Annotated in this window: 19 protein-coding genes and 2 pseudogenes; 14 read left to right on the top strand and 7 right to left on the bottom strand. The window is 73.2% G+C overall.

The annotated features are described in order from the left end of the window. Positions 1-16 precede the first annotated feature (16 nt). The gene (locus ACZ5Y0_RS10070) at positions 17-613 is read left to right on the top strand and encodes a TetR/AcrR family transcriptional regulator (protein WP_469128157.1); all 597 of its coding nucleotides are present in this window, start codon (positions 17-19) and stop codon (positions 611-613) included. On the opposite strand, the gene ACZ5Y0_RS10065 is transcribed toward ACZ5Y0_RS10070, so the two are convergent. Both ACZ5Y0_RS10065 and ACZ5Y0_RS10060 read right to left on the bottom strand, forming a co-directional pair. Continuing rightward, complete coding sequence (locus tag ACZ5Y0_RS10065) at positions 519-1,232, bottom strand: MTB12 C-terminal domain-containing protein (RefSeq protein WP_469128156.1); 714 nt, start codon at positions 1,230-1,232, stop codon at positions 519-521. The two genes, ACZ5Y0_RS10070 and ACZ5Y0_RS10065, sit on opposite strands and share 95 nt — an antisense overlap. Positions 1,233-1,309: 77 nt before the next feature. Continuing rightward, positions 1,310-2,629 (bottom strand): MFS transporter, encoded by a 1,320-nt coding sequence (locus ACZ5Y0_RS10060; RefSeq protein ID WP_469128155.1) that lies wholly within the window; start codon positions 2,627-2,629, stop codon positions 1,310-1,312. A gap of 157 nt (positions 2,630-2,786) precedes the next feature. Here ACZ5Y0_RS10060 and ACZ5Y0_RS10055 point away from each other — a divergent pair, with 157 nt between their 5' ends. Next, positions 2,787-3,146 carry an ArsR/SmtB family transcription factor gene (locus ACZ5Y0_RS10055; protein WP_469128154.1) on the top strand — a complete coding sequence of 120 codons (360 nt, stop codon included), beginning with the start codon at positions 2,787-2,789 and terminating at the stop codon, positions 3,144-3,146. 701 nt (positions 3,147-3,847) lie between these two features. Continuing rightward, positions 3,848-4,228: a hypothetical protein gene (locus ACZ5Y0_RS10050; protein WP_469128153.1), complete on the top strand. Its 381-nt coding sequence runs from the start codon at positions 3,848-3,850 to the stop codon at positions 4,226-4,228. A 16-nt stretch (positions 4,229-4,244) separates the two neighbouring features. On the opposite strand, the gene ACZ5Y0_RS10045 is transcribed toward ACZ5Y0_RS10050, so the two are convergent. After that, positions 4,245-5,621 carry a Tat pathway signal sequence domain protein gene (locus ACZ5Y0_RS10045; RefSeq protein WP_469128152.1) on the bottom strand — a complete coding sequence of 459 codons (1,377 nt, stop codon included), beginning with the start codon at positions 5,619-5,621 and terminating at the stop codon, positions 4,245-4,247. Between the two features lie 285 nt (positions 5,622-5,906). Here ACZ5Y0_RS10045 and ACZ5Y0_RS10040 point away from each other — a divergent pair, with 285 nt between their 5' ends. Then, on the top strand, positions 5,907-6,842 hold the full coding sequence (locus tag ACZ5Y0_RS10040) for an SCO6745 family protein (RefSeq protein WP_469128151.1): 936 nt from the start codon (positions 5,907-5,909) through the stop codon (positions 6,840-6,842). 103 nt (positions 6,843-6,945) lie between these two features. Then, positions 6,946-7,407: an RpiB/LacA/LacB family sugar-phosphate isomerase gene (locus ACZ5Y0_RS10035; protein WP_469128150.1), complete on the top strand. Its 462-nt coding sequence runs from the start codon at positions 6,946-6,948 to the stop codon at positions 7,405-7,407. 318 nt (positions 7,408-7,725) lie between these two features. Here the strand turns inward: ACZ5Y0_RS10035 and ACZ5Y0_RS10030 are convergent. Beyond that, positions 7,726-7,818: pseudogene (locus ACZ5Y0_RS10030) on the bottom strand (SpoIIE family protein phosphatase); the annotation flags it as partial. Between the two features lie 561 nt (positions 7,819-8,379). On the opposite strand from ACZ5Y0_RS10030, the gene ACZ5Y0_RS10025 reads away from it, so the two are divergent. Together ACZ5Y0_RS10025 and ACZ5Y0_RS10020 are read left to right on the top strand one after the other, a co-directional pair. After that, positions 8,380-10,767, top strand: a complete 2,388-nt coding sequence (locus ACZ5Y0_RS10025; RefSeq protein ID WP_469128149.1) for an ATP-binding cassette domain-containing protein — start codon at positions 8,380-8,382, stop codon at positions 10,765-10,767. A 99-nt stretch (positions 10,768-10,866) separates the two neighbouring features. Next, positions 10,867-11,775 (top strand): fructosamine kinase family protein, encoded by a 909-nt coding sequence (locus ACZ5Y0_RS10020; RefSeq protein ID WP_469128148.1) that lies wholly within the window; start codon positions 10,867-10,869, stop codon positions 11,773-11,775. A 94-nt stretch (positions 11,776-11,869) separates the two neighbouring features. Here ACZ5Y0_RS10020 and ACZ5Y0_RS10015 read toward each other — a convergent pair whose 3' ends face one another. Together ACZ5Y0_RS10015 and ACZ5Y0_RS10010 are read right to left on the bottom strand one after the other, a co-directional pair. Next, positions 11,870-12,220 carry a DUF8129 domain-containing protein gene (locus ACZ5Y0_RS10015; RefSeq protein WP_469128147.1) on the bottom strand — a complete coding sequence of 117 codons (351 nt, stop codon included), beginning with the start codon at positions 12,218-12,220 and terminating at the stop codon, positions 11,870-11,872. Positions 12,221-12,290: 70 nt separating this feature from the next. Beyond that, positions 12,291-12,656 (bottom strand): DUF6479 family protein, encoded by a 366-nt coding sequence (locus tag ACZ5Y0_RS10010; protein ID WP_469128146.1) that lies wholly within the window; start codon positions 12,654-12,656, stop codon positions 12,291-12,293. Positions 12,657-12,930: 274 nt separating this feature from the next. On the opposite strand from ACZ5Y0_RS10010, the gene ACZ5Y0_RS10005 reads away from it, so the two are divergent. From ACZ5Y0_RS10005 to ACZ5Y0_RS09980, 6 genes and pseudogenes are all read left to right on the top strand, one after another. Further along, a complete protein-coding gene (locus ACZ5Y0_RS10005; protein WP_469128145.1) occupies positions 12,931-13,305 on the top strand; it encodes a four-helix bundle copper-binding protein in 375 nt (124 codons plus the stop codon). An 85-nt stretch (positions 13,306-13,390) separates the two neighbouring features. Continuing rightward, complete coding sequence (locus ACZ5Y0_RS10000) at positions 13,391-14,569, top strand: acyl-CoA dehydrogenase family protein (protein WP_469128144.1); 1,179 nt, start codon at positions 13,391-13,393, stop codon at positions 14,567-14,569. A gap of 402 nt (positions 14,570-14,971) precedes the next feature. Next, positions 14,972-16,549 carry a phytoene desaturase family protein gene (locus tag ACZ5Y0_RS09995; protein ID WP_469128143.1) on the top strand — a complete coding sequence of 526 codons (1,578 nt, stop codon included), beginning with the start codon at positions 14,972-14,974 and terminating at the stop codon, positions 16,547-16,549. Between the two features lie 221 nt (positions 16,550-16,770). Then, entirely contained in the window at positions 16,771-17,895 is a 1,125-nt protein-coding gene (locus ACZ5Y0_RS09990; RefSeq protein ID WP_469128142.1) for a nitronate monooxygenase, read from the top strand. After that, positions 17,892-19,445: an acyl-CoA synthetase gene (locus tag ACZ5Y0_RS09985; protein ID WP_469128141.1), complete on the top strand. Its 1,554-nt coding sequence runs from the start codon at positions 17,892-17,894 to the stop codon at positions 19,443-19,445. The genes ACZ5Y0_RS09990 and ACZ5Y0_RS09985 overlap by 4 nt, the downstream gene beginning before the upstream one ends. A gap of 366 nt (positions 19,446-19,811) precedes the next feature. Then, a pseudogene (locus tag ACZ5Y0_RS09980) lies at positions 19,812-21,193 on the top strand (fatty acyl-CoA synthetase). Positions 21,194-21,222: 29 nt separating this feature from the next. On the opposite strand, the gene paaK reads toward ACZ5Y0_RS09980, so the two are convergent. After that, positions 21,223-22,518 carry a phenylacetate--CoA ligase PaaK gene (gene paaK / locus ACZ5Y0_RS09975; protein WP_469128140.1) on the bottom strand — a complete coding sequence of 432 codons (1,296 nt, stop codon included), beginning with the start codon at positions 22,516-22,518 and terminating at the stop codon, positions 21,223-21,225. Between the two features lie 205 nt (positions 22,519-22,723). Here paaK and ACZ5Y0_RS09970 point away from each other — a divergent pair, with 205 nt between their 5' ends. Next, positions 22,724-23,596, top strand: coding sequence for an alpha/beta fold hydrolase (locus ACZ5Y0_RS09970; RefSeq protein WP_469128139.1), 873 nt, complete (start codon positions 22,724-22,726; stop codon positions 23,594-23,596). Positions 23,597-23,605: the final 9 nt, after the last annotated feature.

Raw genomic sequence — 23,605 nt, 5'->3', positions numbered from 1 at the left:
AACGTGGAGGTCGACAGTGGCGCCGTCCGAACGGGGGCCGCGCGAGCGGATGGTCTTCAGCGCGGCCCAGCTCATCCGGCGTGACGGGGTCGGCGCCACCGGCATGCGCGAGGTGGCCGCGCACGCACGGGCGCCGCGAGGCTCGCTCCAGCACTACTTTCCCGGCGGCAAGGAACAGTTGGTCAACGAGGCGGTGGGCTGGGCCGGCCGTTACGCGGCCGACCGGGTGGCCCGCTTCCTGGCCGGGCTGCCCGAGCCGACGCCGAGCGGTCTGTTCGGCGAGATGGTGCGCCAGTGGACCGACGAGTACGCGTCGACCGGCTTCGCGGGCGGCTGCCCCGTCGCCGCGGCCACGGTGGACTGCGCGGAGTCCGTCGAGTCCACGCGGGAGGCCGCCTCCGCCGCGTTCGCCGCCTGGAACGAAGCGGTGGCCGACGCGCTCACCGGGATGGGCGTCCCGCGGGAGCGGACCGCACCGCTGGCCACCCTCATGATCGGAGCCCTGGAGGGGGCGATCCTCATCGCCCGCGCCGAGCAGGACGTGCGCGCCCTGACGAGCGTGGCCCGCGAACTCGGCTCGCTGCTCGACGCGGCGGTGAGCCACCGGGGCTGAAGCCGGAACGCTGGAGCCGCGCGCCCGCCGTGGCCGACGGTGCCCCGGGGTCCTCGCAGCTCGGCGCCCTGGGCGCGTCCTCGGCGTGCCGGGTCAGCGCGCAGACCGTGCGCAGCGCCACCTTCCAGGTGCCGCCCTGCCGGACCGCCGCCCCCGGCCCGCCGGTATCCAGCGGCCGGCCGTCACGGGTGAGGGTGTAGCCGACAGCGGCGTCCTGGGACGTCGTGTACGCCACGGACGTCACCGTGGCGCGCAGGCGGCTGCCCAGGCGGTCGGCGAAGAGGTTCTCGATCATCAGGGCGTTCTGGAAGCCGTCCTCGACCACCCCGCTGCGGTCGTCGACGGAGGATTCCGGGGCGAAGAGGGACCCCCACGCGGCCCGGATGTCCCGCTCGGCTCCTTCCGGGTCCTCCGGGGCGGTGCCGGTCGGGATGGGAGAGTGTGCCGTGGGCGGTGGGGAACCGCCGGCCGTGGTCGGCGCCGTCGAGCCGGTGGGCGGCGGTGCCGGCGTCGTCCGCACCGAGTCGTCGCCGGTGCCGCCGCCGTCACAGCCGCCGATGAGGAGGAGAGCGGCGGCGGTGGCCGCCCAGCGGGCCGCACGTCGTGTCGCAGGGGACATGGACTCCCTCCGGGTCGCCTGGGGCAGCCCTACCCGGAACGCGTCGGAACATCCCGGCCGTGACCCGCGTGCGGCCGCTACGACGGGGCGTGCGCCCCGTCCGCGACGCTGCCGTGACGGTGCCGCCAGCCGGACCGCACGCGTCGGGCGTCCGTCAGGTGCGGGTGTCCGGCGGGCAGGTCCGCGTGCACATGAGGCGGCGGCGCCGACCACAGCCGTACCGCCGACAGCGAGGCTGCCAGAGCGATCGAGCCCAGGACGGCCACCGCCCACCCCAGTCCGGCCGCCGCCCCGAGCCAGCCCGCCAGCGGGTACGTCAGCAGCCAGCAGCCGTGCGACAGGGAGAACTGCGCCGCGAACGCCGCCGTCCGCGCCTCGGCCGGTACCGAACGGCGGACGAGCCGCCCGGTGGGCGTCAGCACCATCGCGCAGGCGGCGCCGAAGAACGCCCACACGGCGAGCAGGGCCGGCCACCGCCAGCCGCCGCCCTCCGCCGCCGTGACGGCACCGAGTCCGGCGAAGACGGCGGCGAGCAGCCCGGCCCCGCGCAGCATCACCGTCCGGTCCGGCACCCGGTCCAGCAGTCGGGGCAGGAGCAGTGCCACGGTCATCGAGCCGGCGCCGTACGCGCCGAGCGCGAGGGGCACGGCCTCTGTCGGCCGGTCCAGGAAGTCCCTTACGTAGACGACGGAGTTGACGGTCACCATGGCGCTCGCCGCGGCCACCGCGAGGTTCAGTGCCAGCAGCGCCCGCAGGGCGGGGACGGTGCGGAACGGCCGGGTGCCCGCCGTGGCCCTGGCGTACACGCCGTGCGCCTTCGACGGGCGTGCCGGGGGCGGGGACACGGAGACCACCAGCGCCGCCGAGGCGAGGAAGCCCACGGTGGTGCCCGTGAACAGCCAGTTGTACGCGACGACGGACAGCAGGGCCGCGGCCAGTGCCGGTGAGAACAGGCTCTCCAGGTCGTAGGCGAGCCGGGACATCGACAGCGCCCGCGTGTAGTCACGCTCCTCCGGCAGCACGTCGGGGAGGACGGCCTGGAAGGCCGGGGTGAACGCGGCCGACGCGGACTGGAGCAGGAGGATCAGGACGTACACCTGCCACACCTGGTCGACGAAGGGAAGCAGCAGGGCCACCCCGGCACGGGTGAGGTCCGCCGACACCATGAGCGCCCGGCGCGGCAGACCGTCGGCCAGCGCGCCCACGGCCGGGGCGATCGCCACGTACGCCACCATCTTGATCGCGAGCGCGGTGCCGAGCACCGAACCGGCGTCGGCGCCAGCGATGTCGTACGCCAGCAGCCCGAGGGCGACGGTCGCCAGACCCGTGCCGACCAGGGCGACGACCTGGGCGGCGAAGAGGTGGCGGTAGGTGCGGTGGCGCAGGACGGCGAGCATGCGGGCGGCTCCCTCGGCGGCGCGATCCGTGTCGCCACGAGTCTAGCTGTCATGTGCGCATCTGTGCACATGATGAAGTGACCTCGGGGGAGACCACGCGCTCGATCGCCCACCACCGTCCGGCCGTACCCGGCGCGGATGGCCCTAGGCTGGCCCCATGCCCGACAGCCACCCCATCTCACCTGCGGCCGATGTGCATCTGCGGCCCCCCGACAGTGCGCGGCTCGCCGAGGCGACCGGGGTGTTCGCGATGCTGTCCGACGCCACCCGGCTGCATCTGCTGTGGCTGCTCGCGCAGGGCGAGTCGGACGTCGGCTCCCTCACCGAGCGCTGCGGCGCGTCCCGGACGGCAGTCAGCCAGCACCTCGGGAAGTTGCGGCTCGCCGGGCTGGTGGACACCCGCCGCGAGGGCCGGCACATCCACTACCGGCTCAGCGACGGCCATCTGCGCCGCCTGGTCCTGGAGGCGCTGAGCCACGCCGACCACCGGGTGAGCGGGCAGGCGCCGCACGGCTGACGCGCCGGGCGGCCGTGCCGGACGGCGACGCGACGCGCGAACGACAGGTCGAGGCTCGCGCCCAGCCGGGCGTGATGCCCCCCGGCCGTGCGCCCGCCGGCTTCCGGGCGGCGCCCCGATGGCGCACGGGGAACCCCATGCCGCGGCGGGGACGGCGACGGTGCCGGCCCAGGCGCCCGTGGACAGCCCGCCGCGGCGACGACATCGGCCGAGGCGCCCCTGGACAGCCCGCCGCCGTCTTCCTTCGCGTGGTCGGCCGCCCGCGCGGAGAAGGCGTGGGCCTCCTCCTCGACTCGACCGTCGGCGTCGGGCCGCCGAGCGGCTCGCCGGGCGCCGGGGGAGGCGCCGGCGCTGTCCGTGCCGGGGAGCGGCCGCCCCCACCGCCGGGACGGGCGCCTCGCCGGCGGGCCCGCCGGCGTCGTGGACCCGCCCGGGTCGGGCCGCCGGGCTTCCGGAGTGCGGGTCGTGAACACCCTCCGCGGACCGGCCGTACCCCTGGGCAGTCGTACGCCCGTTCGCCGACGCGGTCGGGCGCAGTCCGGGACCGGAAGACGGAGAGGCACGTGCCACAGCAACAGCGGCGAGTACACACGGTCCGCACCCCCACCACCGCAGACCGCCTCCGGCGAGGCGCCGCGCTCGTCGGAGGCCTGTTCTCGCTCTGCCTCGTAACGGCCTGCGGTGCGGGTGGGGACGGGGCCGTGGACGAGACAACGGTGAACAGCGACCCGGCGAGGATCTCCGCCGCCCCCGCGGCCGGGGTCGTGGCCCCGGCGAAGGTCGAGGTGATCGCCGGCCTCACCGGCTGCGAGGCCGACATCCGCATCGAGGCCGACGAACTGCGCCAGGGCGCGTGCACCACCGAGGACGGCGGCTACCTCATCACCACGTTCCCGGAGGAGAGGCTGAAGGAGACCTGGCTGGACTCCGCGAGCGTGTACGGCGGCACATACCTGGTGGGCACCCGCTGGGTCGTCAGCGCCCGGCCGGAGACGCTGGAGAGGTTCCGCGGCAGACTCGGCGGGACGATCAGGGAGTCGCAGGGCATCGGACCGGGACCCGGCGCCGCCGGTACGTCGTAGCGGCGGCTGCGGACGATCAGGCCCGCAGCGGATTGACGCGAGTCGCCGCCAGCAGGTACCAGGCGGTGGCGCCGGTGTGCCGGTAGGGGTAGTAGCCGAAGCCGAAACCGGTGTCGAGAGGGCTGCTCGCCGAGACGACACCGGAGCCGGCGGCGACCGGCGTGCCGCCGAGGGTCTGGTCGGGGCCGAGCATGTCCTGCGCCCGCTCGACGGAGGCGAGCAGCCGCCGGGCACGGGCCTCGTCGCCCGGGGCGCGCCGGTCCCGCAGGGCGAGCGCCAGGTGGGCGGTGCCCTCGAACCACACCCCGTTGCGGTCCGGCCTCGGCCGGCCGTCGGCGATCGGGGCGTCCTCCTTCGCCAGCAGACTCGCGGAACTGAAGGTGACGCCCTCGTACGACTGGCCCGCCGGCACCGTGCTGTTGCGGCGGTCCGCGGAGTCCAGGACGGCCAGTCCGGTCCGGGCCCAGTCCAGCGAGCGGCTGTGGGTGCGGGAGGAGAGGGCCAGGTGGGTCCAGGTCTGGGTGTCCTCCGGGACCGGGGACCTGTTGACCGTCACGCCGTCGTTGGTACCGGTGTAGAAGAAGCCGCCGGACGGCTCCCACATGGTCTCGACGAAGGCCACGGCCCGAGCCCGCCGCTCCCACCACACCCGGTTCCCGGTGAGCCGCGCGAGCCGCCCGAACAGGCAGACCAGGTCGGTGTTGTGCTCGGTCGAGCTGAACGGCAGGCGCTCGTCCGCCCCGTCGACGCCGAACGTGTAGCCGCCCAGCGGCTGGTCGGTGCGGGCGACACGCTCGATCCACTCGCCGATCCGTACGGAACCGGCGAGGAAACGGGCACGGCCGGTCCGAGCGGCGAGCGCGGCGAGCGCGATACCGGCCCAGGCCATGTCGCCCACGGCCGTCCCCGTGAAGCCGAACTGCGTGCCCACGTTGGCCGTGCCGTCCGCCCGCACGAATCCGTCCGGCTGCGGCGAACCGTCGTAGAACGTGTACGGCCCCACGTTGTACGCCTGCCGCAGCCGTCCGTCGTCGTACACCGGGTCGTGGCTCTGCGCGTACAGCAGCGCGTCGCCGAGAGCCACGGCACGGGACAGGCCGTCCGTGCCGCGGGAGGCGAGCGCCGCGAGGACGACCAGGGCGTTGTCGTAGGTGAAGGCGGTGCTGAACAGGCCCGCCTGGTCGGTGTAGCTCTGCGCCAGCCGCAGGGCGCCGTGCCGCGGATAGGCGTCCATGGCCGCGGCGAGGAAGGCGTGAGCCCGTCGCCGCGGTGAAGCCGACGGCGCCCCGTGGGCCACGCCGGACCCACCCGCGGTGAGCGCGGCGGCGCCGACCGCGACACCGGTCCCGATGAGCGCACGGCGACTGAGCGCCGGGCCTTGACTGCCGGTCATGGATCTCCTCGAGGACGCGGGGGGTGGGCTGTGCCGTGAAGCGCATGGCCTTGAGAGCGCTCTCAATGGCGCGGGCTCATTCTGCTGTGGGGTGCTGACACGGTCAACGCCTGGGATCGGAGGATCAGTTGAGTATCGAGGGGTGGCCTCGCGCGCCGCCGCGCCAGCCGTCGGCACCTCGTCGCCGCCCCCCACCGCCAGTCCCGGCGGGGCTTGTCCGCCGTGGCCGTCATGGCGCATGCTGCCTCCCGGCGGGCACGGGATCGGTGAGCCGGGAGGCACGGGGTGGGCGGCGGCGTCGTACGGACGATGTGGGAACGGTTCGAACTCGTGCATGACCTGGTCTACTTCGCCCCCGAGGCGCACCGGGCCGCCGACGACATCGGTATGCGCGGTTTCTGGATGGGCTACTTCGCGTTCCGCGCCGCGCCCCTGGGCCCCGTTCCGGCCTCCGTCGTCACCAGTTCCTTCTACGTCTTCCACCCCGACCGAGTGGCGCGGGCCGTCCCCGACGCATGGCGGTACGCCGATCCGGCCGACGTCCTCGCGGCACGCGAGCGGGCGATGGACGCCGCGATGACCCGTGTGTTCGGGCCGGACACGGTCGGGTCCGCCGCGATGGCCGAAGCGGCCGACCTCGCCTGGGACGCGGCGGGGGCCGCGGACACGGGCGGACGGGTCCTCGGTGCCGCCAACCAGGCCCTCCCGCGTCCGGCGCAGCCGCACGTCAGGCTCTGGCAGGCGGTCACCACGCTGCGCGAACACCGCGGCGACGGGCACATCGCCGTGCTGGTCGGCCAGGGCCTGGGCCCGGTCGAGGCCATGGCGCTGAAGTGCGCGGCGGGGGAGTCGGACGAGGAACTGCTCCGGCAGACGCGCAAATGGGATCTTCCGGCATGGCGGACGGCACAGGCCGCTCTGCGTGAGCGCGGCTTGCTCGCCGACGACGGCCGGCTCACCCCCGCCGGGACGGCCGTGCGCGCGGCCGTCGAGGCCGGGACGGACGCCGCCGCGACCGCCCCCTGGACGGCCCTGGGTCCCGACGCCACTGCCCGCCTCGGCGACCTCCTCGCGCCGCTGGCCCGCACCGTCCGCGAGTCGGGCCTGCTGCCGGACGGCAATCCGGTCGGGCTCCCCGACCCGACGGCGACGGCGGCGGAGCGGGAGGGGGACGGGCAGGGGGACCAGGTGGCGGTGGCGCCGGGGAACGCTCCCGTCTGACCACGCGGCGGTCATGTCGGTGCCGACCGCCGGTGGGCGGCGTTGACGTGGACTCGTGTCCCCGGCGCGACGCAGCCCGCCCCGCCTCAGTACCCTTCGGAGCATGCGGATCTCGGTGTCCTCCGACATGGACGAACCCGTCGCCCGATCGCTCGTCGCGGAGCTGCGCGGACGCGGGCACGACGTGCTGCCCCACGGCGCGCTGCGGCCCGGCGCGGACCCCCAGTGGGCGGCGTGCTCGGAAGCGGCGGCCCGGGAGGTGGCCGACGGGACCTCGGAGCAGGCCGTCGTGTGCTGCTGGACGGGCACGGGCGCGTCCATGGCCGCGAACAAGGTGCCCGGCGTCCGCGCGGCCCTGTGCACCGACGCCGCTACGTCCGAGGGCGCCCGCCGCTGGAACGACGCGAACGTCCTCGCCCTCAGCCTGCGTCTGACCTCCGAGCCGCTGCTGAAGGAGATCCTCGACGCCTGGTTCGCCGCCGAGGCCAGCGAGGACGCCGAGGACCGGGCCAACGTCCTGCACGTCGACCGCATCGGCCGGAGCGGCGACGGCACAGCTTCCTGACGGCCGCTCCCGGCGTCTGTACGGGAGCGGCCGCTGCCCGCGCCGGAGTCGTACGCCGTCCCCGTCGACAGGCCCGACACGACCCGGCACGAACCCCCGCGCGCGATCACGGGCGTCCACAACCCTCGTGATCAGTACACCTGGGCCGACGGCAGCCGCGCCAGCAGCAGGGTCACGTCGTCGTTGCGGCTCTCCGGGTCCGGCAGCAGGCCCGCGAGCACCTGGTCGGCCGCCGTCACAGGGCGCACCGGTGAACAACTCCGCTATCAGCGAGGAGAGTTCAGCGAGTCGTAGTTCGACGTCGCTGCCCGGTGTCTCTGTCGGGCCGTCCGTGTACAGCACGAGGGCGGCTCCCGGAGGTACGTGCGTGCGGGCCTGTTCGAACGGGACGCCGCCGACACCGAGAGGCATGGTGACCGGGCAGTCGAGCGCCCGCACGTCCTTGCTGCAACAGCAACTCGACGGGACGACCGAGGAGTTCGTCACGGCGGTAGCCGAACAGGGCCTCGGTCTGGGCGTTGACGAGCGTGACGGTGCCCCGGCCGTCGACGATGACCTCGCGTCCGGCGCCGCCTCCAGCAGCCCCCGGAACCGCTCCTCCGCCGCGCCCAGGGTCCTCTCCCGCACGGGGGCGCGGCAGCCGTACGGCAGTTCCGCCGGTTCCGCCTGCACCACGTCGGTCATTTCCACCTCACCTTGCGCGATGATCCAGCCCATCCCAGCGCCTTCACGATCTCCCCGTTCAGGGATGTCACTCACTGACCGCTCACGCCCGGAGGCGGCCGATCCGCGTCCGGGTGTGTGTGAGGGGCCGCTCCGACCGTGCTCCGCCGCCGGTCCGCCCGGTCCGGCACGATCCCGTACCCCGCGGCGGAGGAGGACGGACCCGTCCGATCACGAATCGAGAAGCGCCGGGCCCCGGGCAGCGCATAGCGTGGGAGCGATGCCCGGCAAGACGGATGGAGACAGTCGATGAGCCCCGCCAAGAGGACGGACACCCGATCGCCCGCGCCGCACGCTGCCGACACCCATGACGTGATCCGCGTGCACAGCGCGCGCGTGAACAACCTCAAGGACGTCAGCGTCGAGATCCCCAAGCGCCGGCTGACCGTGTTCACGGGGGTGTCCGGCTCGGGCAAGAGCTCTCTGGTCTTCAACACGATCGCCGCCGAGTCGCAGCGACTGATCAACGAGACGTACAGCGCCTTCGTGCAGGGCTTCATGCCCACGCTGGCGAGGCCCGACGTCGACGTGCTGGACGGGCTGACGACCGCGATCATCGTCGACCAGCAGCGGATGGGTGCCGACCCCCGTTCCACGGTCGGCACCGCCACCGACGCCAACGCGATGCTGCGCATCCTCTTCAGCCGGCTCGGCCGACCCCACATCGGGCCGCCCAGCGCCTACTCCTTCAACACCGCCTCGGTGCGGGCCAGCGGCGGCATCACCGTCGAGCGCGGCGCCAAGAAGACGGTGAAGGCGACCTACAACCGCACCGGCGGCATGTGCGTCCGCTGCGAGGGCCGGGGCACGGTCTCCGACATCGACCTCACCCAGCTCTACGACGACAGCAAGTCGCTCAACGAGGGCGCGCTCACGATCCCCGGCTACAGCATGGACGGCTGGTACGGCCGCATCTTCACCGGCTGCGGCTTCTTCGACCCGGACAAGCCGATCCGCAGGTACACGAAGAAGGAACTGCACGACCTCCTCCACAGGGAACCGACCAAGATCAAGGTCGACGGCATCAACCTGACGTACGAGGGCCTGATCCCGAAGATCCAGAAGTCGATGCTCGCCAAGGACATCGAGGCGCTCCAGCCGCATGTGCGCGCCTTCGTCGAGCGGGCCATGACGTTCAGCATCTGCCCCGACTGCGACGGCACCCGGCTCAGCGAGGGCGCCCGCTCGTCGAAGATCGACAAGGTCAGCATCGCCGACGCCTGCGCGATGCAGATCACCGACCTGGCCGAATGGGTCCGCAAGCTCGACGAGCCGTCGGTGGCACCGCTGCTCGCATCGTTGCAGCAGACCCTCGACTCGTTCGCGGAGATCGGCCTCGGCTACCTCTCGCTGGACCGGCCGGCGGGCACACTGTCGGGCGGTGAGGCGCAGCGCGTCAAGATGATCCGCCACCTCGGCTCCTCGCTCACGGACGTCACCTACGTCTTCGACGAGCCCACCGCGGGCCTGCACCCCCACGACATCCAGCGGATGAACGATCTGCTGCTGCGCCTGCGCGACAAGGGCAACACCGTCCTCGTGGTGGAGCACAAGCCGCAGACGATCGCGATCGCCGACCACGTCGTCGACCTCGGCCCCGGCGCGGGCACGGCGGGCGGCACCGTCTGCTTCGAGGGCACCGTCGAGGGGCTGCGGGCCGGCGACACCGTCACCGGCCGCCACCTCGACGACCGGGCCGCCCTGAAGGAGTCCGTGCGCAAGCCCACCGGGGCGCTGGAGATCCGCGGCGCGAGGGCACACAACCTCCAGGGCGTCGACGTGGACATCCCGCTCGGCGTGCTCGCCGTCATCACGGGTGTCGCCGGCTCCGGCAAGAGTTCGCTCGTCCACGGGTCGATCCCCACCGACGCGGGCGTGGTGTCGGTCGACCAGAGCCCGATCAGGGGCTCGCGGCGCAGCAACCCGGCCACCTACACCGGGCTGCTCGACCCGATCCGCAAGGCGTTCGCCAAGGCCAACGGGGTGAAGCCGGCCCTCTTCAGCGCCAATTCGGAAGGCGCCTGCCCCACCTGCAACGGCGCGGGTGTCATCTACACCGACCTGGCCATGATGGCCGGCGTGGCCAGCACCTGTGAGGACTGCGAGGGCAAGCGGTTCCAGGCGGCGGTGCTCGACTACCACCTCGGTGGCCGGGACATCAGCGAGGTGCTCGCGATGCCGGTGGCCAAGGCCGAGGAGTTCTTCGGCTCGGGGGAGGCGCACACCCCGGCCGCTCAGCGCATCCTCGGCCGGCTCGCCGACGTCGGGCTCGGCTATCTCACCCTCGGTCAGCCGCTCACCACGCTGTCCGGCGGCGAGCGGCAGCGGCTCAAGCTGGCCACCCACATGGGCGACAAGGGCGGTGTCTACGTCCTCGACGAGCCGACCACCGGACTGCACCTCGCCGACGTGGAGCAGCTGCTCGGCCTGCTCGACCGGCTGGTCGACGCCGGCAAGTCGGTCATCGTCGTCGAACACCACCTGGCGGTGATGGCGCACGCCGACTGGATCATCGACCTCGGCCCCGGCGCCGGCCACGACGGCGGCAGGGTCGTCTTCGAGGGCACCCCGGCCCAGCTCGTGGCCGCCCGTGCCACCCTCACGGGTGAGCACCTCGCGGCGTACGTCGGCGCCTGACGACCCGTTGAGCACTGAGGGCGCGCGTTCGGTGCCCGACGACCCGGTGAGCGGGGCACGTGGGCGCCCGACGACTGGCGCCGCCGTAGTCTGGGCGCCGTGAACCTGCCTGACGAACCGGGTGCCGTCGCGGCGCGGCTGACCGGTGTGGCCGTGGTCCGCGTGCGTCCGCTGTCGGGGAACCTCACCGAGGTCACCCTCGACGGCGGACGGACGGTGATGGTCAAGCAGGGCGAACCCCGGGCGACGCGGGCCGAGGCGGCCGGGCTGCGCTGGCTGGCCGACGCCCGCACGGTCCGAGTCCCGACCGTGCGCGGCAACGACGGGCGGTGGCTGGTGACCGACCGGGTGCCGAGGGGACGGTCGAGCCCCGAAGCGGCGCTGCGGTTCGGTCGCGAGCTGGCCGCCCTCCACCGCACCGGCGCCTCCGCCTTCGGCGCGCCGCCGCCGGACGGCCCGCGGGAGGCGTTCATCGGCCTCGCCCCGATGCGCGATGTCCCCGGCGACGACTGGCCGGTCTGGTACGCCGAGCACCGGTTGCTGCCGTATCTGCGCACGGCCGTCGACCAGGCAACCGTGCGCCCCGCCGAGGCGACCGTCGTCGAACGCGTCTGCGACCGGCTGCCCGACCTGGCCGGCCCCGCCGAAGCGCCCGCCCGGCTCCACGGCGACCTGTGGAACGGCAATGTGCTGTGGGCCCCCGACGGACACGTCTGGCTCGTCGACCCGGCCGCCCACGGCGGGCACCGCGAGACCGACCTGGCGATGCTGGACCTGTTCGGCTGCCCCCACCTGGACGAGGTGTTGGAGGGCTACCAGCGTGTGGCGCCCCTCAGCGACGGCTGGCAGGGTCGCGTCGGACTGCACCAGCTCTTCCCGCTGCTCGTCCACGCGGCGCTGTTCGGCCGGACGTACGCCGAGCAGGCGATCGCCGTGGCGACGCGGCTCCTTCGCGAGGACGGCGCCGTCGGGGACGCCGCTGCCCGAAAACGTCGGCCCGGACCCTGACCGGCACCGACGGCTCCGGGACCTGTTCCGGAAGCGGCGTCTCGCACGTGGCGTGGTCGGATCGCGGGACAGACGGGACGTCCCACGACGCGCCCTAAGCCCGGTCGCCCTTCGGTTTGCCGCGCTGGTCCGGGGTGCCGTGTGGCGGCGGACCGAAGGGCTGAGGGGAGGTCGTCGGCGACACCGGGGAGCCGGAGCGTCCCGTGGACTGCTCCGGGCGCAGCGCACCGGGGTCACCCGACGTCGGCTCCGCGCCCGCCTCCAGCTGCTGGAGGCGGGAGGTCAGGACCTCGGTGACCGGGAGGCGGTCGGCGTGCGTCCGTTCGTAGGCGAGCAGCTCCTCGACCTCCCCGGCGGTCAGCGACCGTACCCGGCTCTCCAGACCGCCGATGGGCAGGTGGTCGTAGTCGGGCAGCGGCAGGGCGCTGCGGCCTTCGTCAGCCATGGATCTCACTCCGTTCGCGCGTCGCGATGCCCTGGAGCGGGTTGAGGGCTCGTGGAGGTGGGGGCGCGGCTCAGTGGCCGCCCAGTCCGCCCCCACCGAACGAACCGCTGCTGCCCGAACTCCAGCGCGGCCGGGACTTCGAGGTACTCGGCCGGGTCCGCATGTTGGTCAGTTCGTACGGCGTGAGGGCGCGGCCGCCCTTCGGGGTCCGTGGCACCTCGTCGGGCTCCCGGATCTGCTGGAGCTCGTGCACCGGTCCCTCCGGGGGCAGATGCGGCTGCTCCTCGGGGCGTGGCCGGGGCAGCTCGCCCTGTTTGACGCGCGCGCCCAGCCAGAAGCTGCCGGCCAGCATGCCCACGAGGGCCGCACCGACCACGAACATGGCCACGCTGAGCAGGCCGCTCGCGGCGGCCAACTGCATGTCTGCGCTAGTCATATCGGCCGAATACCCCACATATCGCCGGTGAACCGTTTCGCGTCACCTCGTCGTTCGGTGCCCGGTCCGGTGTCCTGCCGCGCTCCGTGCCGGGCCCACGTGCCACCCCGCCCGGTCGGCTCCTTCGGCGCTCGGCGCTCCCGTTCGGCGCTCTTGTGCGGTCCCGGCCCACCTCTGCGTGCCGGACCGGGGCGCCGCCCGTCGCGGGCCCTTCGGGGCCCGGATGCGCGCATCCGCGGGGTTTGGCGCGGCTCGTCGCGGCTACCCGCGCTGTGTGACTTCGACGACATCCCAACAGGAACTCTTCCGGTTCCTGGAGGACCGCTTCGCATGTGCCCAGGCGTGCACCGAGTGTGCGCGGGTCTGCGCGCTGCGCGCGAGCCTCGTGGATCCGGACGGAACCGGACAACAGGAAGCCGTACGACGCAAAGGGATCATGTGCGCGGAGGTCTGCGACGCGACCTGCCGGGTGCTGTCCGAGGACAACCGGGTGGACGAGGCAGGCCTCCGGGTCCAGGTCGAGTGGTGCCGGACCGTCTGCCTGGAGACCGCGCACGTCTTCGACCGACACCCCGGCGCCGAGGACAGCGCGGCCACCTGTCGCGCCTGCGCCAAGGCCTGTAGCGACTTCCTGGAGACACTGGACTGAGGCGGTGACCGGCATTCCCAATTTCTGAAACACGTTCTACGGTGTGCGCCGTCAGGAGACCGGCCTTGGGAAGCCAGGAGGCGCCGTGCACCTCGACCACACGCCCGAGCAGCTGCGGCTGCGCGCCGAACTGCGCGCGTACTTCGCCCAACTGGTACCGGACAACGCCTACGCCCGGCACGCCGACCCGGTCGCCGCGAAGCGTTTCTACCGCGAGACCATCCGCCGGCTGGGCACGGACGGCTGGCTGGGCGTGGGCTGGCCCGAGGAGTACGGCGGACGCGGACTGACGCCGACCGAGCAGTTCGTCTTCTTCGACGAGGCCGCCCAGGCCGGCGTGCCCCTGCCGCTGATGGCGCTCAACACCGTCGGCCCGACGATCATGCGCTACGGCACGGACGAGCAGAAGGCGTACTTCCTGCCCAGGATCCTCGCCGGGGAGATCGACTTCGCCATCGGTTACAGCGAACCCGACGCGGGCACCGACCTCGCCGCGCTGAAGACGCGCGCGGTGCGGGACGGGGACCACTACGTCGTCGACGGCCAGAAGATCTGGACGACCAACGGCGACACCGCCGACTGGGTATGGCTCGCGGTGCGCACCGACCCCGGCGCCCCGCCCCACAAGGGCATCACGATGCTCCTCGTGCCGACCTCCGCCCCCGGCTACTCCTGCACGCTGATCCGCACGCTCGCCTCGCACGACACCACCGCCAGCTACTACGAGAACGTACGGGTCCCCGTCTCCCACCGGGTCGGCGCCGAGAACCAGGGCTGGCGGCTGATCACCAACCAGCTCAATCACGAGCGCGTGACACTCGCCGCGCACGGCACCATGGCCATCCGCGCCCTGCACGACGTCCAGCGCTGGGCGACCGGCACCAAGCTCGCCGACGGTCGCCGCGTCGTCGACCTGCCCTGGGTCCGCCGCCTCCTCGCCCGCACCCACGTCAGACTCGACGCCCTCAAACTCCTCAACTGGCGGATGGTGGCCGCACTTCAGAACGGCACGCTGACGCCCCAGGACGCCTCCGCCGTCAAGGTCTACGGCTCCGAGGCCCGCCGGGACGCCTACGCCTGGCTGATGGAGGTCGTCGCCGCCCCTGGAGCACTCCAGGAGGGCTCGGCCGGCGCTGTCCTGCACGGTGAACTCGAGCGCGGCTACCGTTCCGCCGTGATCTTCACCTTCGGCGGCGGCAACAACGAGATCCAACGCGAGATCATTTCCTGGATCGGCCTGGGGATGCCCCGAGTGCGGCGTTAGCCCACCGTGACCACCCACGCCGGTTGTCGCACGCCGTGATGCTCGGCAGCGGGATGCAGGGGAGTCGTGGCCGCCTTCACAGGTTGCGCCCCGGCGGCTTCCTCAGCCACATCGACGTCTACACCCTCCGGCGCACGGCGACCATGCTCCGCACGGCGGGGGAGACCGAGGGCCTGGAGCGGACGCCCGACCACGACATCTCGGACCGGGTCCGCGCCGCCGTCCGTGGACCGGAGGGGCGCGGCCGACGGGGCCCGTCGGCCGCGGGAGTCGCCGTGACGGGCGACTCACCGGGGGCCGGGTCGTCCGGGTCCGCTCGACGGGTGCCGCCGCGGAGGGGGTGCGTGCGTCATCCGCCGCACACCCCTGGTCCGCCTTGATCGACCCGTGTTACGAAGAACCATGCCTGCACACGAGGGAGACCCCGGACGTCGTGCCTACGACGTCGTCATCGTCGGCGGTGGCCACAACGGGCTGGTCGCCGCCGGCTATCTGGCACGGGCCGGCCGGTCCGTGCTCGTGCTGGAGCGGCTGGACCACACCGGGGGGGCCGCCGTCTCCACGCGGCCGTTCGCCGGTGTGGACGCCCGGCTGTCGCGTTACTCGTACCTGGTCAGCCTGCTGCCGGCGAAGATCGTGCGTGATCTGGGTCTGGACTTCCGGGTCCAGGGGCGCACCATCTCCTCGTACACGCCCGTGGAGCGCGACGGGCGGGCGACCGGGCTGCTCGTGGGCGGCGGCGAGGCCCGCACCCGGGAGGCGTTCGCGCGGCTGACCGGCGGTGAGCGGGAGTACGCCGCCTGGCAGCGCTTCTACGCCATGACGGGGCGCCTGGCCGAGCGGGTCTTCCCGACGCTCACCGAACCGCTGCCCGGCCGCGAGGAGCTGCGCCGCCGGGTGGACGACGAGGAAACCTGGCGGATGCTCTTCGACGAGCCCTTGGGCGTCGCCGTCGAGGAGCACTTCGCGGACGACCTGGTGCGGGGCGTCGTCCTGACGGACGCGCTGATCGGCACGTTCGCCGACGCCCACGACGCCTCCCTCAAGCAGAACCGCTGCTTCCTCTACCACGTGATCGGCGGCGGCACCGGCGCCTGGAACGTGCCCGTCGGCGGGATGGGGGCCCTCACCGACGCGCTGGCCGACGCCGCCAGGAGTGCGGGCGCCGTCCTCGCCACCGGGCACGAGGCCGTGCGCATCGACACCGACGGCCGCAGGGCCGAGGTCGTCTACCGCACCGCCGACGACGACGGCACTGCCGCCGCCCGGCACGTCCTCGTCAACGCCTCCCCGCAGCAACTCGCCGCCCTCACCGGCGACACCCCGCCGGCGCCCGCCGAAGGCGCCCAGCTCAAGGTGAACATGCTGCTCGAACGGCTCCCCCGGCTGCGCGACACCTGCGTCGATCCGCGTGAGGCCTTCGCCGGCACCTTCCACATCGCCGAGGGCTACGCCCAACTGGCCACCGCCCACGCCGAGGCCGCGGCCGGCGACCTGCCCACCGCGCCGCCGTCGGAGATCTACTGCCACTCCCTGACCGACCCGACGATCCTCGGTCCGGACCTGGTCGAGCGGGGCTACCAGACACTCACCCTCTTCGGCCTGCACACCCCCGCCCGGCTCTTCGAACGGGACAACGACGCCGCGCGCGCGGATCTGCTCAAGGCCACCCTCGCCCAACTGGACGCGCACCTCGCCGAGCCCCTGGCCGACTGCCTGGCCACCGACGCCGACGGCCGCCCCTGCATCGAGGCGAGGACCCCGCTGGATCTGGAGCGCGACCTCGGACTGCCGGGCGGCAACATCTTCCACCGGGACCTGGCCTGGCCCTACGCCCAGGACGGCGTCGGCCGCTGGGGAGTCGAGACCCGGCACGCCAATGTGCTGCTGTGCGGCGCCGGCGCGGTGCGCGGGGGAGGGGTCAGCGGGGTGCCGGGGCACAACGCGGCGATGGCGGTGCTGGAGGACCTCACCGGATGAGGCCCCTGCGCCGACTTCAGGATCGACACCACCGGGCGGGGCCGGCGGGTCGTCATCTGCGCGGCCGCCCCCCGGCTCGCCGTCGGAGGAGACGCGGCGGCAGCTGTCCGTCATGGCAACCGGCGGATGGACGTCGCCCGCCGAGGCGCGGCGGGAAGAGAATCTGACGGAGTATCAGGAAAGGTCTTCCGTCGGCCGGACCGCTGCGGCATCCTGCGCCCATGCAGACGGAGCTGAGCAACCAACTGGGAGTCGAGCACGCCGTCTTCGGCTTCACACCGTTCCCCGCGGTGGCCGCGGCCATCAGCCGCGCCGGCGGCTTCGGCGTGCTCGGCGCGGTCCGCTACACCGCCCCCGACGATCTCCGGCGCGACCTCGACTGGATCGAGGCGCACGTCGACGGCAAGCCGTACGGCCTGGACGTCGTCATGCCCGCGAAGAAGGCCGAGGCCCCGGACGGCCGAACCCTGAGCGAGGCCGACGTCGAGGCGATGATCCCCGAGGGACACCGCCGGTTCGTGCGGGACACCCTCGCCAAGCACGGCGTGCCCGAACTGGCCGAGGGCGAGGCGTCGGGCTGGCGCGTCACCGGCTGGATGGAGCAGGTCGCCCGCGGTCAGCTCGACGTCGCCTTCGACTACCCGATCCGGCTGCTGGCCAACGCCCTCGGCTCCCCGCCCCCCGACGTGGTGGCCCGCGCCCATGAACGGGGGGTGCCGGTCGCCGCGCTCGCGGGCAGCGCCCGGCACGCGCTGAAGCACCGGGACGCGGGCATCGACATCGTCGTCGCCCAGGGCTACGAGGCCGGCGGTCACACGGGCGAGATCGCCTCCATGGTGCTCACCCCCGAGGTCGTGGACGCCGTCGCCCCGATGCCGGTGCTGGCGGCCGGCGGTATCGGCAGCGGACGGCAGATAGCCGCCGCGCTCGCCCTCGGCGCCCAGGGCGTGTGGCTCGGCTCCCTCTGGCTGACCACCGCCGAGGCCGACCTGCACTCCTCCGCCCTGACCCGCAAACTCCTCGCGGCCGGCTCCGGCGACACCGTCCGCTCCCGCGCCCTGACCGGAAAACCCGCGCGGCAACTCCGTAGCGAATGGACCGACGCCTGGGACGCCCCGGACGGTCCCGGCACGCTCCCGATGCCGCTCCAGGGGCTGCTCGTCGCCGAGGCCGTCTCACGGATCCAGAAGTACGAGGTCGACGCGCTGCTCGGCACGCCCGTCGGGCAGATCGTCGGCCGGATGAACGAGGTCCGCAGCGTCCGGGCCGTCTTCGACGACCTCACCCGCGGCTTCGAGCGGACCGTCGACCGCGTCAACCGCATCGCAGGAAGGAACGGCCGGTGACGAGCACACCGCCCACCGGTTTCTGGGCCCAGGCCACCGAAGACCCCGGCCGTACCGTGATGGTCGCGCCGGACGGCGAGGAGTGGACCGCGGGACGCCTGCACGCCGCCGCCAACCGCCTCGTCCACGGGCTGCGCGCGGCCGGGATGGAGCGCGGCGACGTCTTCGCCGTCGTCCTGCCCAACTCGCCCGAGTTCTTCACCGCCTACCTGGCCGCCAGCCAGGCCGGGTTCTACCTCGTCCCCGTCAACCACCACCTCGTCGGGCCCGAGATCGCCTGGATCGTCTCCGACTCCGGCGCGAAAGTCCTCCTCGCCCACGAGCGCTTCGCCGACCAGGCCCGCCGGGCCGCCGACGAGGCCGCCCTCCCCGCCACCCACCGGTACGCCGTCGGTGAGGTCGCCGGATTCCGACCGTACGCCGAACTCCTCGACGGACAACCGGGGTCGGCACCCGCCGACCGCACCCTCGGCTGGGTCATGAACTACACGTCCGGTACGACGGGGCGCCCGCGCGGCATCCGGCGTCCGCTGCCCGGCAGGCCGCCCGAGGAGGCGTACCTCGGCGGGTTCCTCGGCATCTTCGGGATCAGGCCCTTCGACGGCAACGTGCACCTCGTCTGCTCGCCGCTGTACCACACGGCCGTGCTCCAGTTCGCGGGCGCGTCCCTGCACATCGGCCACCGGCTGGTCCTGATGGACAAGTGGACCCCGCGGGAGATGCTCCGGCTCATCGACGAACACCGGTGCACCCACACCCACATGGTCCCCACCCAGTTCCACCGCCTCCTCTCCCTCCCCGACGACGTGAAGGCGCGCTACGACGTCTCCTCCATGCGGCACGCGATCCACGGCGCCGCGCCCTGCCCGGACCATGTGAAGCGGGCGATGATCGAGTGGTGGGGCGACTGCGTGGAGGAGTACTACGCGGCCAGCGAGGGCGGCGGCGCCTTCGCGACGGCCGAGGACTGGCTGAAGAAGCCCGGCACGGTCGGCAGGGCCTGGCCCATCAGCGAACTCGCCGTCTTCGACGACGAGGGCAACCGGCTGCCGCCCGGTGAACTCGGCACCGTCTACATGAAGATGAGCACCGGCGGCTTCAGCTACCACAAGGACGAGGAGAAGACCCGCAAGAACCGCATCGGCGACTTCTTCACCGTCGGCGACCTCGGCTGCCTCGACGAGGACGGCTACCTGTTCCTGCGCGATCGCAAGATCGACCTGATCATCGCCGGCGGCGTCAACATCTACCCCGCCGAGATCGAGTCCGTTCTGCTCGCGCACCCCGCCGTCGCCGACGCCGCGGCCTTCGGCATCCCGCACGACGACTGGGGCGAGGAGGTCAGGGCCGTCGTCGAACCGGCCCCCGGCCACGTGCCCGGCCCCGGACTCGCCGCCGACCTCCTCGCCCACTGCGCCGACCGCCTGGCCGGCTACAAACGCCCCCGGAGCATCGACTTCATCGCCGAGATGCCCCGCGACCCCAACGGCAAGCTGTACAAACGGCGGCTGCGGGAGCCGCACTGGGAGGGCCGCACCCGGCCCGTGTGAGGACACCGGCGACGAGGATCACCGCGCGGTATCCCACGGGCTCGACCTTGCCAGACGCGGGGGGACTCGGTGCCGCCCGGCACGGGGATGCGTTCGGCGCCCCGGACGGCGAACCGGTGCTCGCCGAGCGGCGGTCCCAGCGGGATGCGCGCACAGCCTTGCGACCGCGTCCGCGAGGGCGGTGGCGAAGGGCGGCGCCTCCGTGCCGAGACTGCGCGGAGTGTCCACCAGGTCGAGCGGGTCGAACGGGATCAGGCCGGACTCCCCCTTCGCGGCTGCTTCCGGGCCGGCGGGGGCACCGGCCCGACCCGGCCGGGGCGCCCGGCGACTTGACCTGCCCCGGCGGCCCGCACAGGATCATGTGCCATGACGCCCGGACACGGCAGCACCGTCGACGGGGTGCTGCGCCGCAGTGCCCGACGCACCCCGGCACGCGTCGCGGTGGAGTACCGCGACCGCACCTGGACCTACGAGGAACTCGACGAGGCCGTCTCCCGCGCGGCGAGCGCCCTGCTCGGCCAGGGCCTCGCCGCGGGCGACCGGGTAGGCGCCTACGGACACAACTCCGACGCCTACCTCATCGCGTTCCTCGCCTGCGCCCGCGCCGGTCTGGTGCACGTCCCCGTCAACCAGAACCTCACCGGCGACGACCTCGCGTACCTCGTCGGCCAGTCGGGCAGCACCCTGGTCCTCGCCGACCCCGACCTCGCGGGCCGGCTCCCCGACGGCGTACGGACGTTGCCGCTGCGCGACGCCGACGACTCGCTCCTCGCCCTGCCGGCCGCCGCGTACGACGGCCCCGAACCGCGCGGCGAGGACCTGGTCCAGCTGCTGTACACCTCCGGCACGACGGCCCTGCCGAAGGGCGCGATGATGACCCACCGCGCCCTGGTCCACGAGTACCTCAGCGCGATCACCGCCCTCGACCTGAGCGCCGGCGACCGCCCCGCGCACGCGCTGCCCCTCTACCACTCGGCACAGATGCACGTGTTCCTGCTGCCGTACCTCGCCGTGGGCGCCACCAACGTCATCCTCGACGCACCCGACGGCGACCGGTTGTTCGACCTGATCGAGGCGGACCGCGTCGACAGCCTCTTCGCCCCGCCCACCGTGTGGATCGGCCTGGCCAACCGTCCCGACTTCGAGACCCGGGACCTCGGCGGACTGCGCAAGGCGTACTACGGGGCGTCGATCATGCCGGTCCCCGTCCTGGAAAGGCTGCGTGAGCGCCTGCCGAAGCTCGCCTTCTACAACTGCTTCGGGCAGAGCGAGATCGGTCCTCTCGCCACCGTCCTCGCCCCCGACGAGCACAAGGGCCGGATGGATTCCTGCGGGCGCCCCGTCCTGTTCGTCGACGCGCGCGTGGTCGACGAGAACGGCGATGACGTGCCCGACGGGACACCCGGCGAGATCGTCTACCGCTCCCCGCAGTTGTGCGAGGGCTACTGGGACAAGCCCGAGGAGACCGCCGAGGCCTTCCGCGAGGGGTGGTTCCACTCCGGCGACCTCGCCGTGCGTGACGCCCACGGCTACTTCACCATCGTCGACCGGGTGAAGGACGTCATCAACTCCGGTGGTGTGCTGATCGCTTCGCGCCAGATCGAGGACGCCCTCTACACGCACGAGGCCGTCGCCGAGGCCGCCGTGATCGGCCTGCCCGACGAGAAGTGGATCGAGGCCGTCACCGCGGCAACGCCAGTGGGAAGATCCTCAAACGGGAGCTGCGGGACCGCTTCTCCGGCGGGTAGCGCGCGTCACCGGGCCTCGGCCTCTCCCCCTACCCGCGCGGGCGCAGGTCCACGATCCTGCGGGTCTTCCCCACCGACCGTTCCAGCGACTCCGGGTCCACGACCTCGACGGCGACCGTGACGCCGACACCGTCCTTCACGGCCGCCGCGATCGAGCGCGCGGCCGCGTCACGGTCCTCGGGCGTGGCGTCGGGACGGGCCTCCGCGCGGACCGTGAGGGCGTCGAGACGACCCTCGCGGGTCAGCCGCAGCTGGAAGTGCGGGGCGACCCCCGGCGTGCGCAGCACGATCTCCTCGACCTGGGTGGGAAAGAGGTTCACCCCGCGCAGGACGACCATGTCGTCGCTGCGCCCGGTCACCTTCCGCATCCGCCGGAACACCCGCGCCGTGCCCGGCAGCAACCGGGTCAGGTCCCGCGTCCGGTACCGGATCACGGGCATCGCCTCCTTGGTGAGGGACGTGAACACCAGCTCACCCTCCTCGCCCTCGGCCAGGACCTCGCCCGTGAGCGGGTCGACGATCTCCGGGTAGAAGTGGTCCTCCCAGATGTGCAGCCCGTCCTTGGTCTCCACGCACTCCTGGGCCACTCCGGGGCCGATCACCTCCGACAGACCGTAGATGTCGACCGCGTCGATGGCGAACCGTTCCTCGATCTCCCGGCGCATCTCCTCCGTCCACGGCTCGGCGCCGAAGATCCCCACCCGCAGGGAGGTGCCGCGCGGATCGACACCCTGCCGCTCGAACTCGTCGAGCAGGGTGAGCATGTAGGACGGGGTCACCATGATGATGGCCGGCTCGAGGTCCTGGATCAGCTGGACCTGACGGGTGGTCATGCCGCCGGATGCGGGGACGACCGTGCAGCCGAGCCGTTCGGCGCCGTGATGGGCGCCGAGTCCGCCGGTGAACAAGCCGTACCCGTAGGCGACATGGACCGTGTCGCCGGGGCGCCCGCCCGCCGCCCGGATGGAGCGGGCCACCATGTCCGCCCACAGGGAGAGGTCGTTCTCCGTGTACCCGACGACGGTCGGACGGCCGGTGGTGCCGCTGGACGCGTGGATCCGGCGGATCCGATCGCGCGGCACGGCGAACATGCCGTAGGGGTAGTTCTCGCGCAGGTCCGCCTTGGTGGTGAAGGGGAACCGGGAGAGGTCGGCGAGGTCCCGGCAGTCGTCGGGATGGACGCCCGCCTTGTCGAACGACTCCCGGTAGTACGGCACATGGGCGTAAGCGTGCCGCAACGAGCTCCGCAGCCGGTCCAGTTGCAGCGCTCGCAGCGCGTCCGGGTCGAGCCGTTCGCCCTCGTCCCGCAGATCCCTCGCATCCACCCCGGACGCCTCCCTCGCCGACCGCGCCGATCCGGACGACCGATCATTCGGTCGATTCCCCACGGATCATTGATCCAGACGTACGGCGGGGAGGCAAGGGGGCGGGTCGCACTTTCCGGACCGCATCGCGGACCTGGCTCGCGGAGGTGAGGCCGACCTTGTGACGGCGTTGCGCCCCGGACCGGCCGGGCACGAGGATCTGCGCATGCCGATCTTCACCGCACCCGACGGAACCGCCCTCGCCTACCACGTCCGGGGCGAGGGTGAGCCCCTCGTCGTCCTGCCCGGGGGGCCGATGCGGGCCTCGGAGTACCTGGGCGACCTCGGTGGCCTCACCGCCCACCGCCGCCTGATCCTGCTCGACCTGCGCGGCACCGGCGACTCCTCGGCGCCGGCGGACCCGGCGACGTACCGCTGCGACCGGCAGGTCGAGGATGTGGAGGCGCTCCGCGTCCACCTGGGCCTCGATCGGCTGGATCTCCTGGCGCACTCGGCGGGCGGCAGTCTCGCCATGCTCTACGCGGCCCGCCACCCCCGGCACGTGGCCCGGCTCGTCCTCGTGACGGCCATCCCCTGGGCCCTGGGCCGGCCTGCCACCCCCGAGGAACGGCTCGCGGCGGCACGCCCGCGCGAGAGCGAGCCCTGGTTCGCGTCCGCCTTCCCCGCGTTCGAGGCATGGCTGACCGGCGCGAGCGAGGACGACGTCGACCTCACGGCCGTCGACGCCTTCTTCTACGGCCGCTGGGACGACACCGCCCGCGCCCACGCGGCCGCCGCCGACGAGCAGACCGACGACGACGCGGCAGGCCGGTTCCACGACCCCGCCGCCTACGACCCGCCCGCCCTGCGGGCCGCCCTCGCCCACGTCGACGCCCCGGTGCTGGTGCTCGCCGGCGAAGTGGACGGCGGCCCCCGCCCGGAGCTGGCCCGGCTCGTCGCCGACGCCTTCCCGCACGCCGAGTTCGCCGTGCAGCCGGGTGCCGCCCACTACCCGTGGCTGGACGACCCGAAGTGGTTCACCACCCGCACCGAGGCCTTCCTGGCCGGCACCGGGTCCCCCCGGCCGACGGCCGGGTAGGGGCCGCAC

It is taken from the genome of Streptomyces sp. NPDC033216 (assembly GCF_055577115.1).
Note: the sequence above shows the minus strand (reverse complement) of the source record. Positions and strands in the feature narration are given on the sequence as shown.

Coding starts and splice junctions, on each gene's coding strand:
- ACZ5Y0_RS10065 (WP_469128156.1), bottom strand. CDS start 1,232: ATGTCCCCTGCGACACGACGTGCGGCCCGCTGGGCGGCCACCGCCGCC.
- ACZ5Y0_RS10060 (WP_469128155.1), bottom strand. CDS start 2,629: ATGCTCGCCGTCCTGCGCCACCGCACCTACCGCCACCTCTTCGCCGCC.
- ACZ5Y0_RS10055 (WP_469128154.1), top strand. CDS start 2,787: ATGCCCGACAGCCACCCCATCTCACCTGCGGCCGATGTGCATCTGCGG.
- ACZ5Y0_RS10045 (WP_469128152.1), bottom strand. CDS start 5,621: ATGACCGGCAGTCAAGGCCCGGCGCTCAGTCGCCGTGCGCTCATCGGG.
- ACZ5Y0_RS10035 (WP_469128150.1), top strand. CDS start 6,946: ATGCGGATCTCGGTGTCCTCCGACATGGACGAACCCGTCGCCCGATCG.
- ACZ5Y0_RS10025 (WP_469128149.1), top strand. CDS start 8,380: ATGAGCCCCGCCAAGAGGACGGACACCCGATCGCCCGCGCCGCACGCT.
- ACZ5Y0_RS10015 (WP_469128147.1), bottom strand. CDS start 12,220: ATGGCTGACGAAGGCCGCAGCGCCCTGCCGCTGCCCGACTACGACCAC.
- ACZ5Y0_RS10010 (WP_469128146.1), bottom strand. CDS start 12,656: ATGACTAGCGCAGACATGCAGTTGGCCGCCGCGAGCGGCCTGCTCAGC.
- ACZ5Y0_RS09995 (WP_469128143.1), top strand. CDS start 14,972: ATGCCTGCACACGAGGGAGACCCCGGACGTCGTGCCTACGACGTCGTC.
- ACZ5Y0_RS09990 (WP_469128142.1), top strand. CDS start 16,771: ATGCAGACGGAGCTGAGCAACCAACTGGGAGTCGAGCACGCCGTCTTC.
- ACZ5Y0_RS09970 (WP_469128139.1), top strand. CDS start 22,724: ATGCCGATCTTCACCGCACCCGACGGAACCGCCCTCGCCTACCACGTC.